Raw genomic sequence first — 13760 nt, 5'->3', positions numbered from 1 at the left:
GCGCGATCATGCCCGTTGACGGTGCGGTCACGCGACCCTAATGGCCGGTGGCGCTGTGGTTCCCGTTGTCGTCGGACGACCAGATGACGGACCTGCCCAGGCCGCCGAGGAGGCCGCAGACCAGGAAGACGACGACCAGGGCCTTCGCCGCCCCGCTCATGATCAGCGGCCTGGTCGCGGACCGTTTCTGCTGACCTGTGACGGAGAGGTCGTCGTCACCGAAGAGGCCCCGGGGGTAGGCCGGGGTGAGCATCAACGCGTACGCGGAGAAGCGCATTTGGTAGCGCAGGGTCGCCGCGGTCGCCTCGAAGAGGGGCTGGGGCATCCGGCCCAGGATCAGCGTGATCAGCCACCAGACGAACGACAGCGCGAACCAGCCGCTCATGACGAGTCCCTGCACAATCGCCGCCGGGATCATGAGGAACAGCCTGAAGAAGACGGCGAGCCGGTTGAGGTCCGTCGGACGCACCTCGATCTGTGCGGGGTAGTCCGGCGGCGGGGTGAGTGCGAACGGCGGATAGCGGTCGATGAGCAGCATCTCGCTCGCGGTGACCCGTGTGTGGTAGCCGAGGTACCCCTGGAGGTAGCCGAAAACGGGTCCGGGCAGCCGTCCCAGGACCAGGGCGGCGAACCAGCCGAACATCACCGTGAACACGGCGGCGATGTAGAGGACGATCAGCACGAGGAAGTGCGGGATCAGCAGGAGCAGACGCAGCAGGACGGTGAGCCGGCGCTGACGCGTCGGCTCGATGATGTCGAGTACGGGCAGGAACTCACCCGGGTCCCCCGCGACGCGGCCCGGACTCCACTGACCGTCCGCCATGGCGCTCCTCCTCGGCAGGTGAGCCGCACGGCTTCGGCGCGTACGGCGTCACCCCACGCTGCGTGCGAGCGGGGCGGCACGCAATCGGCGACGGGCCGAACGGGTGTCCGCATCGTCGTCGGGGGCGGGAACACGGAGGTGCGGGTCGCGGGCCCGCACCTCCGTGCCGTCACTCACTCACTCACTCCAGGAGATCTCCGTACGCGCCGAGGGCCAGCGCGATATCGGCCTGCGCCCAGAACCGGTGGTAGGTGAAGACCGGAGCGGCTCCGCCGTCGAGGTAGCTCTGGACCTTCGGCCAGTTCGGGTCGTCCTTGTAGAAGGACCGGATGGAGGCGAACGTCGAGTCGTTGCCGACGGTGTCGCCGTTGGGCATGGCGCCCGTCCAGCCGTCCGGTACGTACACCGGGTCGTCGAACCTGTTGTAGTCGGCGCGGGTCTCGGGGACGGCCACCCCTGCGTCGTCCTGGTAGTGGTCCCACATGCCGTCGAGCAGTGCCTTCGCCGCGGTCTTCGCCGCCGCGTCCCCGGACTTGGCCGCGTAGTAGGTGAGCGTCCTGGCGTATGCCCCGGCGACCCCGACGTCGTTGGTGTAGTCGGCGACGGTGACGTGGAGTCCGCTGTTCGCCCCGGGACTCGACGCGTTCCAGGTGTCGGGTGCACCCGTCCACTTGAGGGTGGACGGAACACGGTACGTACCGTCCGGGTTGATCGTGGTCTCCGACAGGGCCCAGTCGACCCACTTGTCGAGTACGGCCTCGGCCTGGGCGTCACCCGACTCGTGGTAGTACTCGGCGACGCGTTCCATGGACCACGCCTGGAAGCCGAACCACTGGTTGGACGGCGGGTCGTGGTAGACGGGCTTCTCGTCGTAGTACATGCCGTAGAAGGTCGGCGTTCCGGCCGGCGGCTGCGCGTAACTCCCCTTCCAGCTGTTGGTCGCGCCGCCCGCAATCGCGCCCTCGTCGGACTGCAGCCACTGGTAGAAGTCCAGCTGCCGGTCCAGGCTCTTCGCCCAGTCCTGCTGCCCGGTCGCCGACTTCGGCTTGAGATCGGGGACCGAGCTCAGCGCGTACGCCGCCATCGGGTTCTGGTATCCGCCGTGCGCGTGGCTGCTTCCGATGCGCCAGGACCAGCCGGCCGCGGTGTCGGTCGCGCCGCCCCAGGCGTAGTACCAGGACATCAGATAGTGCGAGCTGTCCTTGCCCGTGCCCGCGGGGCAGGTGTTCGGGCCGACGCAGCCGCCGACCTTCTTGAAGTACTTGTCGAACATGGCGTAGCGCAGATAGTCGCCCATCTTGGCGGCCTTGCCGACCGTCGCGGAGACATCGCTGCCCTTGCCCTGCTCCTTGGCCCACATGTCGGCCCAGTAGGCGGCCTGCACGGCGCGCGCGTCGGCGTCGGGGGCGTTGGTGAACTTCCACTGCTTGGCGTAGGAGGCGTCCCCTGTGAACAGGTCCAGGTAGCCATTCTTGCCACCGTAGGCGAACTTGTCGCAGGTCGGATGGGTGACGGTCTCCCAGACCGACTCCTGCGGTCCGCGCTGGAAGGTGTTGATGTACGAAGGCCCGGTCTCGGCGGGTCCGGCCGAGCACTTACCGGGCGTGTTGCCGAAGCCGTAGACGTTGTCGACGTCCTGGATCCAGTGCATGCCGTAGATGTCGTCGGTCCCGTACGCGCTCTTCAGCTCACCGGCGATCGGGTCGGAGCCGGAGGTCGCCGACGGATCGAGGACGGCGGGGTACTGGGTGGGCTGGTCGTGCTCCGGCGCGTAGGTGGCGGGCTTCGACGCGTTGTAGAAGGAGTTCGTGGGCTGGTCGGCGTGGGTGGGGATCATGTACCTCTCCATGGTGTCCCACGCACCGTTGAACTTCGTCCAGTCCCCGGTGATCTTCCCGTACATCGCCTGGAGCCAGATCAGATAGCTGTACGCCTCCGACGTCGTCTCGTGCCCGTGGTCGGGGGCCTCCACGATCAGCGTCTCGACGGAGTGGTACGGAATGCCCTCCGGCGAGAAGTAGCCGTTGGCCGGGTCGGTGATCTTCCCGTACAGGTCGAGGAAGCGTGCGTCGTACGTCTTGGCGGCGGCCAGCTGCGTGACGGTGACCTCGGCCTTCGCGTGACCGGGAGCCGTCACCGTGAAGGTCGCGGCGCCCGTGCCCGAGCTGCCGGCGCTCACGGTCACCTTCTGCGCCGTGGACCAGTTGGCCGGTGTGAAGGAGAGGCTCGCGCCGCCGGTGACCGTCAGTCCCGTGTTGCCGGCGGTCCGGGCCACGGTGACGGTGACGGGGGCGGCCGGTGCGGTGGAGAAGGATACCCCGAAGGTCCCCGATGTGCCCTGGCGCACGCCCAGTTGGGCGGGAGTGGCGACGACCGCGGGGCCTGCGACGACCGTGATGCCCGCGGGGGGCGACTCGGCCGATCCGCCCATGCTGTCGTGGGCCCGTGCGTAGACGGAGTGCCCGCCCGCGGAAAGACCTGTGGCCTCGAAGGAGTACGGCGAGGTCGTGTCGGTGCCGAGCAGGGTCGTGTCGTCGTAGAACTCGACCTTGCTGATGGCCGCGCCGTCCGCGGCGGCAGCCGTGGCGGCGAGGGGAACCGGGTCGCCCGCGGTGAAGACGGAACCCGCCGCCGGGCTGGTGAGGACGGCGATCGGCGGCTGATGGGCGCCCGCGCAGCTCGTGCCGTTGACGGCGAAGCCGGTGGGGGCGGTGTTCGTACCGCTGTACGTGAACTGCGCGCCCGTCGACACCGCTGCTCCCGGGGCGATGGTCCCGTTCCAGGAGGCGTTCTTGACGGTGACGTTCTTCCCGGACTGGGACCAGGTACCGCTCCAGCCGTTGGTGAGCGTCTGGTTGCCCGTATAGCTGTACGTGAGGGTCCAGCCGTCGACCGGGACGGCGGCCCGGTTGGTGACGTTGAGTTCGGCGGTGAATCCCGAACCCCAGTCATTGGCCTTGTAGTCGACGCTGCACTGCACCGCTGCCGCCTGGGCGGGGGTGCCGGCGGCGGCGGTCATTCCCAGAGGGAGTGCCAGGGCGGCGACAAAGGCCGTCCATAACCGGCGGGAATTCATTCCGGTTCTCCCGGATCTCCTTGGTACCCACGTTCTTCGTGCGCTTACCGATGGCATGCGCGGGTTCCTCTCGCGGCTCGGTGACATGGGGGGTGTGCATGGTTGAGCACAAGCCTTGAACCAGTGGGAGCGCTCCCAGCATGGGGACGGGGAAAATGGGAGTCAAGAGACTTGAAGAGTCGAATAAATTCGATAGTGAGAGATGAGAACGGGTCTGTTGACCGACACGAGTTGACGCTCTAACGTCATGCCACACCAGTGGGAGCGGTTCCATCAGTCGACGTGCCGTAGGGGGCACGTCCGGTCTGTAAGGAGTCGCTTCATGCGACACCCCCCGCATTCGCCACATCTACGGCACGTGTTCCGCTTGGTCCTGGCAACTGTTCTCGCCACGGTCGGCATCGCCGTCGCCCCCGTGGTCACCGCCTCCGGATCCGCACCCGTCTGCACGGTGGAGTACACGACCACCACTCAGTGGGACGGCGGATACCAGGGGTCCGTCACGCTGACCAACCTGGGCTCCTCCGTGAGCAGTTGGAGCCTGGGATTCGAAATGCCCGGTGACCGCAAGGTCACGCAGGGCTGGAACGCACGATGGTCGCAGGCGGGCAGAACCGTCACCGCGGCGAACGAGAGCTGGAACGGCACGCTCGCGAACGGTGCGAGCGTCAGTGCCGGCTTCCTCGCCTCGGGTGTCGGTACGGGATCGGCACCCGGCGCGTTCACGCTCAACGGAACGCCGTGCGGTGGCGACCCCGGTCCTGATCCGACCGATCCGCCCGACCCGACCGATCCACCGGACCCGCCGGCCGGCCCGCCCGTGCTGAAGGTTTCGGGCAACAAGCTCGTCGACGAGACCGGCGCCACCCGCCGCATGCTCGGCGTCAACCGCTCCGGCGGAGAGTTCATGTGCGTACAGGGACATGGGATCTTCGACGGTCCGGTCGACGACGCCTCGGTCCGGGCGATCGCCGACTGGCACGCCAACACCGTCCGTATCCCCCTCAACGAGGAGTGCTGGCTCGGACTCGACAACATAGATCCGCGGTATGCGGGCGACAACTACATCAACGCCGTGAAGGACCTGGTCGAACGGGTCATCGCACACGGCATGACACCGATGGTCGAACTGCACTGGAGCTGGGGGCAGTACACCGGCAACTCGGCCGGCTGCTCCGACGTGCACGCCAGCTGCCAGAAGCCGATGCCCGACGCCCAGTACACACCGGCCTTCTGGTCCTCGGTCGCCTCGACGTTCAAGGACGAGCCGGCCGTGGTGTTCGACCTCTTCAACGAGCCGTATCCGGACCGTGCCACGCCCACCGTCGGACAGGCATGGACCTGCTGGCGGGACGGCGGAACCTGCCCGGGCATCGGTTACGAGGTCGCGGGCATGCAGGACCTGGTCGATGCCGTACGCGCCACCGGCGCCGGGAACCTGATCCTGGCCGGCGGGCTCGCGTACTCCAACGACCTCGGTCAGTGGCTCCAGCACAGGCCGCACGACCCGGCGGGCAATCTCGCCGCGGCCTGGCACGTCTACAACTTCAACGTCTGTGCGAACGAGTCCTGCTGGAACTCCACGCTCGCACCGGTCGCCGCCGAAGTCCCCCTCGTCGCGGGCGAGATCGGCGAGAACACCTGCTCCCACGGCTTCGCCGACCGGGTCATGCGGTGGTTCGACGACCGCGGACTCTCCTATCTCGGCTGGACCTGGAACACCTGGGACTGCTCCTCGGGTCCAGCCCTGATCAGCAACTACGACGGCACCCCCACCCCGTACGGAATCGGGCTGCGTGATCATCTGCGCGCCCTCGACAACTGAGGAAACGGAACTCTCATGAGCCGCACGAGCCGTACCCCCCTCCGCAGATCACGCACCGCCCTCATCGCGGCGGGAGCACTGGTCGCCGCCGCGGCGGGCACCGCTGCCGCAGCCGTACCGTCCGCGGCAGCCGCCGCCGGATGCACAGTCGACTACAAGATCCAGAACCAGTGGAACGGCGGCCTGACCAGCGCCGTCACCGTCACCAACACCGGTGACGCGGTCAACGCCTGGCAGCTGGAATGGTCGTTCACCGGCGGCGAGCAGGTCTCCCAGGGCTGGAACGCCACCATCTCGCAGAGCGGCACCGCCGTCACCGCGAAGAACGTCTCGTACAACGGGTCGCTGGCCACGGGTGCCTCCGCCTCCTTCGGCTTCAACGCCTCCGGGAACGGGAACAGCGCCGTCCCCGCGACGTTCAAGCTGAACGGCGTCACCTGCAACGGCGGCCCGACGGACCCGACCGACCCCACCGATCCGCCGCTGGGTGACCGCGTCGACAACCCGTACGTGGGCGCCGATGTCTATGTGAACCCGGAGTGGAAGGCGAAGGCCGCGGCCGAGCCCGGTGGCGAGCGGATCTCCAGTGAGCCCACCGCTGTCTGGCTCGACCGGATCGCCGCCATCGAGGGCGTCAACGGGGGCATGGGTCTGCGCGACCACCTGGACGCGGCCCTCGTCCAGAAGGGCACAGGCGAGCTCGTCGTCCAGCTGGTCATCTACAACCTGCCCGGACGCGACTGCGCGGCGCTCGCCTCCAACGGTGAGCTCGGCCCGACCGAGATCGGCCGGTACAAGACCGAGTACATCGACCCGATAGCGGCGATCCTCGCGGACCCGAAGTACGCCTCCCTCCGCATCGTCAACACGGTCGAGATCGACTCGCTGCCGAACCTGGTCACCAACACCGGCAGCCGTCCCACCGCCACCCCGGCCTGCGACGTCATGAAGGCCAACGGCAACTACGTGAAGGGCGTCGGCTACGCGCTCAACAAGCTCGGCGACGCACCCAACGTCTACAACTACATCGACGCCGGCCACCACGGCTGGATCGGCTGGGACGACAACTTCGCCCCGTCGGCCGACACGTTCAAGCAGGCGGCCACCGCCGAGGGCGCCACGGTGAACGACGTGCACGGATTCATCACCAACACCGCCAACTACAGCGCGCTGAAGGAGGAGAACTTCACCATCGACGACTCCGTCAACGGCACCTCCGTACGGCAGTCGAAGTGGGTGGACTGGAACCGCTACACGGACGAGCTGTCCTTCGCCCAGGCGTTCCGCGCCAAGCTGGTCTCGATCGGCTTCAACTCCGGTATCGGCATGCTGATCGACACCTCGCGCAACGGGTGGGGCGGAACCGCCAGGCCGGCCGGACCGGGAGCGACCACCAGCGTCGACACCTATGTCAACGGCGGCCGTTACGACCGGCGCATCCACATGGGCAACTGGTGCAACCAGTCCGGAGCCGGCCTCGGCGAGCGGCCGACGTCGGCGCCGGAGCCCGGCATCGACGCCTACGTCTGGGTGAAGCCCCCGGGTGAGTCGGACGGCTCCAGCAAGGCGATCCCGAACGACGAGGGCAAGGGCTTCGACCGGATGTGCGACCCGACGTACACGGGTAACCCCCGTAACGGCAACAGCATGTCGGGCTCGCTGCCGGACGCCCCGGTCTCCGGACACTGGTTCTCCGCCCAGTTCCAGGAGCTCATGAAGAACGCCCACCCGGCGCTCTAGCGGCGACGGCGGCCGGGTCGGGGCGCTCCCCCGCTCCGACTCGGCCCGCTGTTCCTGATGCGGTCGATCAGCGCCCGGACGCGGGCCGGAGCGGACCGGCTCCGGCCCGCTCCGGGCTTGGCGCCCGTCTTGGCCCCGGTCTTCTTGTTACGGGCCTTGGCCCCGGTCTTGGTACGGGCCTTGGCCGCGGTCCTGGCTCCCACCTTGGCTCCGGCCTTGGCCGCGGACCTGGTGCGGGCCTTGACGCCGGGCTTGGTTCCTCCCTTGGCTCCTCCCTTGGTCCCGGCCTTGGTCCCGGCCTTGGTCGCGGCCTTCGGCGTGTCCGTTCCGTCAGCGGCCGGTGCCGCCGCGGGGGAGGTGTCGCCGAGGGTGTGATAGCGGTGGCTGATCCTGCGGCCCACCAGCAGATAGCCGAGCAGCGCGCCGCTCGTATTGAGGATCACGTCGTCGATGTCGAACGCCCGGCCGGCGACGAGCGCCCCTTGTATGAGTTCGACGACCACCATGACCACCATGGTCAGAAGCACGATGCGGATCATCCGCAGCCTGCGCTCCACCAGAATCGGCAGCAGCACACCGAACGGCACGCCCAGCAGCAGGTTTCCGCCCGCCTGCTTGCACGCGGCGAGGAAGGTGTAGTCCTCGGCGTACTGCCGCAGGGAACGGCCGGGTTGCAGGTTCGACGTCACAATGCCTTCGGAGGCGGGCGACGGGGTGAGTGTCACCTGGGCCAGGACTACGGAGAAAGCCACCAGTCCGAGCACCGCCGCCACGAATATCGATGCCCGGAGCAGGATCCGGCCCCATGGTCTCTGTCCACGTCGTTCCGCCTCAACAGTCATGGCCGACGACTGCCCCGAACTTCCTTGACCACACGCGGAAGACCGGTACGCGGAAACTCTGACCGCCGGACCGGACCGGCCTGCGACGATGGGGTGCATGAGCGATCAGAAGAAGAACGAGCTGCTGGCCGAGGCCGTGCGACTGCGGGTGGAGGGCCACCCCGAACAGGCCAGGGAGCGGCTTCTCACGCTCACCGCCGATTTCCCCGACGCGGCCGATGTCGCCTACCAGACCGCGTGGGTCCACGACAGGCTGGGACTGGAGTCCGAGGCGGTTCCGTACTACGAGCGGAGCCTCCAGCTGCCCGGCCTCACCGAGGAGGAACGCCGGGGCGCGCTCCTCGGCCTCGGCAGCACGTACCGCGTGCTGGGCAGGTACGGGCAGGCCGTGGAGACGCTCCGCCGGGGCGCGTCGGAGTTCCCGGACGACGGGGCGATGCGCAGCTTCCTCGCCATGGCGCTCTACAACGTCGACGAGCACCACGAGGCGATGGGGATTCTGCTGCGGCTCGTGGCCGCGACGAGCACCGACCCTCTTGTGGAGCGCTACCGGCCGGCCATCGAGCACTATGCGTCGGACCTCGACGAGACCACGTGACACCGGAAAAAGGGAGCCCCGGCCGGATCGGGGGAATCCAGCCGGGGCGGCTTGTGCGTGGGAACGGAGAGCGGTCGCCCACGGGCGGGGCTCCGTTCACCACATATAGATGAACGGTAAACCATCACGGTCCGTTCCCGGGAATCACCACCCCCGGATGTGATCCATAGCACCGCCACACCTGCACCACCCGGCACATCGGCCCGGCGTGCATCAGCGCGGGCGCGCGGACGGCGGAAGACTTCGCGCGGGCGTGCGCCGGGCATGTGCCGACTCGACCGGGACACCTCCAACAACCCTTTAAAGGAAAGGGTGTTCGGAACTTCGCCGCATCCGCGCAGCCTATGGCATATGCCGGAAGCAACAACGTATCGAGTGTTGCCAAATCCCTTACGGGCTCCCGCGGCCTGTGCAACAGTCATCTCGATCCACCCTTGAGAACTGGCCGCCGCGCCTGTATCGGAGTACGAGATGCCGTCCCATCTGTTCGCGGACCGCCCCGCACCACAGCCTCCCGAGCGAGATGCAGTCGACGCGTTGATCCATCGCACCCGTCGGCTGCGCGGAGATGTGGACGCCGTGCGGCGGGACGCCGTGGTGATCGACGAGGACGACCCCCAGCTGCGCTGGCAGCGTGCGCTCTGCGACCTCGCGGTCCACCACCTCGATGATCTCGACGGACACCTGGGGCAGCTCCGGGAAGGACTGCCGGCACAGACCGCGCAGGAGCCGGAGCGGACGACCACCCAGGGCGGCGGCACCGATGCACAGCCCGGCTCGCTGCTCAGCAGGGTCGGCAGCGCCGAATGGAATCTGCTGACGGACGAGGTCAGCTGGTCCGAGGAGCTGTACGAGATCTTCGGCAGGACCTCCGCGTCGGGACCCCTGTCGCTCGACGAGCTGCCGTCCGTCCTCCTCCCCGAGGACCAGCCGCTGCTGACGTCGATGGTGACCGCCTGCCTGGTCGACGGCAAACCGATAGACGGCGAGTTCCGCATCCTGCGGAACAACGGTCATATGCGGACGCTGCACATGATGGGCGAACCCGTACTCGACGCGGACGGCTGCACCGCCTCCATGTGGGCGGTCCTGCGAGACGTCAGCGAGCTGCGGCGCAGCCAGAGTGTCGTGGGACGGACCGGCGACTCGGTGCGCCGCGAACAGCACATGGCGCGGACCGAGCACCGGATGGCCGTCGAGTTGCAGGAGGCCGTGCTGCCCCCGTGGCGCGGTTCGCTCCGCCTCCCGCACCAGGGGCCCGGCGCACTGGACATCGCGGGCCATTACCTGCCCTCCGAGTCGAGCGACCTGATCGGTGGCGACTGGTACGACGCGCTGGAGCTGCCGGACGGCAGGACACTGCTCACGGTCGGCGATCTCACCGGCCACGGCATCCCCGCCACCTCGGCCATGGCGATGCTCCTCGGCGCACTGCGCGGCATGGCCGTGGCAGGCATCGAGCCCGGAGCCCTGATGGGCCATCTCAACCAGCTGCTCGAATCGACGGTGCAGCCGGCTCTGGGCAGCGCCGTGTGCTGCCGCTTCGATCCCGCCACCGGCAGCCTCGCCTGGGCACAGGCGGGCCACCCCGCGCCCCTGCTGTTCCGCGACGGAACGGGGCGTCCCTTGCCCCGGCCCGACGGCGTACTGCTCGGTGCGGCTTCCGGAGTCGCCTACGAGCAGGACCAGGTGCGGCTGCTGCCCGGAGACGTGCTGCTCCTGCACACGGACGGGCTGACCCGTCGCAGGGACCGGGGTGCGGGCCCGGAGTCACTGCTCGGTCTGGCGCCGCGCTTCGCACAGGCCCGCACGGCGCAGGACTGTGTACGAACGGTGGTCGAGGAGTTCGGCGGGACCGAACGCCTGGACGACGCGTGTGTGATGGTCGCCCGCTTCGGAGGCTGAGCCTTCGGAGCACGGCGATACCGCCTCCGTGCGGTGTCAGATCTGGCTGCCCCGGGACTTCTTGAACGTGCTCTGGGGCAGGGCCAGCTCGATCTCCTCGCGCAGATCCTCGATCTTCGCGTAGCCCGCGAACTGGCCCGTGAGCCGGTACATCTCGCGCAGCCTGTCCCAGGTGCGGTGCGAGGAGGTCTCCCCCATCGACACCAGGGCGAGCCGTGCGTACCGGTCGGCCTGCTCGGGGTCGTCGGCGATGAAGCAGGCCGAGGCGAGCGAGATGTAGTCGAAGATCTTGGACCGCTGACGCCCGTTGACGCGTAGGTCCAGGGCCTGCTTGGCATGGCGCTGCGCGGTGGTCGCCGCCGCCGGATCGTGCTCGGCGAGCGTGCGGAACGCGAGTGCCTGCATGCCGTGCATGTCCGCCTCGTCGAACATCTGCATCCAACTGGGCGGCGGGACGTCGCCCTTGTCCGAGACGAAGAGCTCCTCGGCCTCTCCGAGCGTGCGCCGCATGGCCTGCCCGCGGCCCAGCGAAGCCTGTGCCCACGCCTCGATCGTGTGCAGCATCGCCCGGGTACGCGGCAGCATCTCTTCGCCGGAACCCGATTTGGCGAGCTTCATCAGGTCCAGGGCGTCGTCGGGACGGCCCAGGTGCACCATCTGGCGTGCCGCCCTGGACAGTGCCTCGCCCGCGCGCGGGCGGTCACCGCCTTCGCGCGCCGCGTGGGCGGCGATGACGAAGTACTTCTGCGCGGTGGGTTCGAGGCCGACGTCATGCGACATCCAGCCGGCGAGAACCGCGAGATTGGCCGCGACGCCCCACAGGCGGCGCTGGAGATGGTCGGGGTGGTGGTAGGCGAGCATGCCGCCCACTTCGTTGAGCTGGCCCACGACCGCCTTGCGCTGGAGACCGCCGCCCCGGGAGGCGTCCCAGGCGCGGAACACCTCGACCGAGCGCTCCAGCGCCTCGATCTCCTCGGACCCGATGGGCGCGGCCTCGTACCGGTCGTAACCGGCGTTGTCGGCGTACATCGGATCATTGAGCCGTGGTGCGTCGGCCGCCATGGCGGGGTCGGTGTGCAGCCAGTCGTACATGGCGCCGGTGATGGCTGAGCCGGCGGCGAGCTTTGCGCCCGCGCCAACCAAGCCGCGTCGGTTGAGCATGAGGTCCATTCCCGTGAATTCGGTGAGGACCGCTGCCGTCCGTTCGGGCGCCCACGGGAGGCCGTCGGGATTCTTCTCCGTCCCTGCGTCCTGCCGCTTCCCCACACGCCCGCGCCGGCCGAACCCGAGGTCCTCGATGGTCACGACACGGCCGAGTCGCTCGGTGAACAGGGCAGCCAGCACTTCGGGCACGGGATCGCGTGGGGACTCCCCCATATCGATCCAACGCCTGACCCGCGAGGTATCGGTCGCCAGTTGGAGGTGGCCCATGGCCGCCGCCTGTCGGTTCACCATTCTCGCGAGTTCGCCCTTGGACCATCCGGCCAGGCCGAACAGGTCATTCAGGCGGGTGTTGGGTTCTCCGCTCACGTCAAGCCCCCAGGTTCTCGGCTGACTTGACACTAACCCGGTGGCAGATGCGGGTCGACTATTCGCCAGGGTTCGCCAGGGTTCGCCAGATGGTCTGCCACCCGCGGCCCGGTGTCAGGTAGGAAAGCGCCACCCCGCCCGGCAGCCCTAGGTACTCCCCAGGGTGCCTGACGGCCGCCGGCCGGGGTGGCGCACGCAAACTGTCGGCGCACGAAGGGATCTGTCTCGCCCATGTACACAGCATCGTCCTCCGTGTCCGCCCCGCCCCGCCCGCTCCGTCCCATGGGGGCGGGTGGCGGACCGTATCTCGACCCCCACGCCGCACCGGCGCCCGGCCTGGGTCGGATCCGGCGTCCGGCGGGGCTGGGTACGCAACCGCTCAGCGGAAGAATCGACTTGTCCGGTCCCCAGGGCGCGCAGCTGAGGATGGCCATCGCCTCGGTGCACCGCATCTGCCCCGAGTTCAACCCGGTGCAGGTGCTGCGGCGCAGCGGCCGGTCGGTCCTGATCGTCGGCACGACCGGGCGCACGACCGCGGTGGCCAAGTGTTTACTGGACCACTCCCCCGCGTGGACGGAGCGGTTCAGGCACGAAATAGCTGCATACCGCGCCTTCGTCCGCCATCGCCCACCGGTGCGGGCACCCCGGCTCATCGCCGCGGACCCGGAGAACTGCACGCTGGTGATCGAGCGCATGCCGGGACGGGTCGCGGCTCTGACGAGGCATCCGGCGGAGGCACCGCCCCGGGCGGATGTGCGCGCGGCTCTCGGAGCGATCAACCGCGTCAACAGCTGGCGACCGCCGGCGGGCCTGTTCGAGGCGCCGCTGGACTACGCGTCGCGGATCGCCCGCTATCACGAGTTGGGGCTCTTCACCGACCGTGACCTGGGCGATCTGCAGAAGCTGCTGCACGGTCTCGCGCATGCGGGCGGCAAGCAGGGCATGGGGCAGTTCTGCCACGGCGACGCGCTCCTGTCGAACATCCTGCTGTCGCCCACCGGCCCGGTGCTGGTCGACTGGGAGCACGCCGGCTGGTATCTGCCGGGGTACGACCTGGCGACGCTGTGGGCCGTGCTCGGTGACGCCCCGGTGGCGCGGCGCCAGATCAGTCAGCTGGCCCAGGTCAACGGTCCCGCCGCGCGTGACGCGTTCCTGGTGAACCTCATGCTCGTACTGACGCGGGAGATCCGTACGTACGAGACCGCCGTGCAGCGGACCATGCGGGAGGCGCCGCCCGTGAGCGGCGGCCAGGACAGGCCGGGTGCTCTCTCGTCCGGCGAGGAGCAGCGGCTGTTGCTGCGCAGGCTGCACGACGACTGCGCGATGGCACGCCGGGCCGTGCGCGCCGCATCGGGACCCGCTGACCGCATCGACGGGGATGAGCGTGCTGCGGGACCGGTGCCGACACACCGGTCCCGCAG

The 13760-nt window shown here is 68.8% G+C and carries 8 protein-coding genes and 1 pseudogene; 5 read left to right on the top strand and 4 right to left on the bottom strand.

All coding sequences use genetic code 11. The annotated features are described in order from the left end of the window. Positions 1–37 precede the first annotated feature (37 nt). Together ACWGO0_RS07970 and ACWGO0_RS07965 are read right to left on the bottom strand one after the other, a co-directional pair. Positions 38–823 (bottom strand): DUF4389 domain-containing protein, encoded by a 786-nt coding sequence (locus tag ACWGO0_RS07970; RefSeq protein WP_453529728.1) that lies wholly within the window; start codon positions 821–823, stop codon positions 38–40. A gap of 181 nt (positions 824–1004) precedes the next feature. Continuing rightward, entirely contained in the window at positions 1005–3899 is a 2895-nt protein-coding gene (locus ACWGO0_RS07965) for a glycoside hydrolase family 48 protein (RefSeq protein WP_453529726.1), read from the bottom strand. Positions 3900–4221: 322 nt separating this feature from the next. Between ACWGO0_RS07965 and ACWGO0_RS07960 the strand changes: the two genes are divergently transcribed. Further along, positions 4222–5724, top strand: coding sequence for a cellulase family glycosylhydrolase (locus tag ACWGO0_RS07960; RefSeq protein WP_453529724.1), 1503 nt, complete (start codon positions 4222–4224; stop codon positions 5722–5724). Between the two features lie 15 nt (positions 5725–5739). Further along, on the top strand, positions 5740–7464 hold the full coding sequence (locus ACWGO0_RS07955) for a glycoside hydrolase family 6 protein (protein ID WP_453529721.1): 1725 nt from the start codon (positions 5740–5742) through the stop codon (positions 7462–7464). On the opposite strand, the gene ACWGO0_RS07950 is transcribed toward ACWGO0_RS07955, so the two are convergent. Next, positions 7461–8306 carry a VanZ family protein gene (locus tag ACWGO0_RS07950; RefSeq protein WP_453529718.1) on the bottom strand — a complete coding sequence of 282 codons (846 nt, stop codon included), beginning with the start codon at positions 8304–8306 and terminating at the stop codon, positions 7461–7463. The two genes, ACWGO0_RS07955 and ACWGO0_RS07950, sit on opposite strands and share 4 nt — an antisense overlap. Before the next feature lie 97 nt (positions 8307–8403). On the opposite strand from ACWGO0_RS07950, the gene ACWGO0_RS07945 reads away from it, so the two are divergent. Both ACWGO0_RS07945 and ACWGO0_RS07940 read left to right on the top strand, forming a co-directional pair. Further along, a complete protein-coding gene (locus ACWGO0_RS07945) occupies positions 8404–8904 on the top strand; it encodes a tetratricopeptide repeat protein (RefSeq protein ID WP_453529715.1) in 501 nt (166 codons plus the stop codon). Between the two features lie 471 nt (positions 8905–9375). After that, positions 9376–10809, top strand: a complete 1434-nt coding sequence (locus ACWGO0_RS07940; protein WP_453529712.1) for a PP2C family protein-serine/threonine phosphatase — start codon at positions 9376–9378, stop codon at positions 10807–10809. Between the two features lie 36 nt (positions 10810–10845). Here the strand turns inward: ACWGO0_RS07940 and ACWGO0_RS07935 are convergent, their stop codons facing one another. Then, entirely contained in the window at positions 10846–12339 is a 1494-nt protein-coding gene (locus ACWGO0_RS07935; protein WP_453529709.1) for a DNA-binding protein NsdB, read from the bottom strand. Positions 12340–12570: 231 nt separating this feature from the next. On the opposite strand from ACWGO0_RS07935, the pseudogene ACWGO0_RS07930 reads away from it, so the two are divergent. Then, positions 12571–13695 (top strand): annotated as a pseudogene (locus ACWGO0_RS07930) (aminoglycoside phosphotransferase family protein); the annotation flags it as partial. Positions 13696–13760: the final 65 nt, after the last annotated feature.

Source organism: Streptomyces sp. NPDC055749 (assembly GCF_053617235.1).
The sequence above is the reverse complement of the archived record's forward strand: the minus strand, read 5'-3'. Positions and strand labels throughout refer to the sequence as shown.

Excerpts from the sequence above, each read along its gene's own strand:
- ACWGO0_RS07970 (WP_453529728.1), bottom strand. The coding sequence starts at position 823 with ATGGCGGACGGTCAGTGGAGTCCGGGCCGCGTCGCGGGGGACCCGGGT.
- ACWGO0_RS07965 (WP_453529726.1), bottom strand. The coding sequence starts at position 3,899 with ATGAATTCCCGCCGGTTATGGACGGCCTTTGTCGCCGCCCTGGCACTC.
- ACWGO0_RS07960 (WP_453529724.1), top strand. The coding sequence starts at position 4,222 with ATGCGACACCCCCCGCATTCGCCACATCTACGGCACGTGTTCCGCTTG.
- ACWGO0_RS07955 (WP_453529721.1), top strand. The coding sequence starts at position 5,740 with ATGAGCCGCACGAGCCGTACCCCCCTCCGCAGATCACGCACCGCCCTC.
- ACWGO0_RS07950 (WP_453529718.1), bottom strand. The coding sequence starts at position 8,306 with ATGACTGTTGAGGCGGAACGACGTGGACAGAGACCATGGGGCCGGATC.
- ACWGO0_RS07945 (WP_453529715.1), top strand. The coding sequence starts at position 8,404 with ATGAGCGATCAGAAGAAGAACGAGCTGCTGGCCGAGGCCGTGCGACTG.
- ACWGO0_RS07940 (WP_453529712.1), top strand. The coding sequence starts at position 9,376 with ATGCCGTCCCATCTGTTCGCGGACCGCCCCGCACCACAGCCTCCCGAG.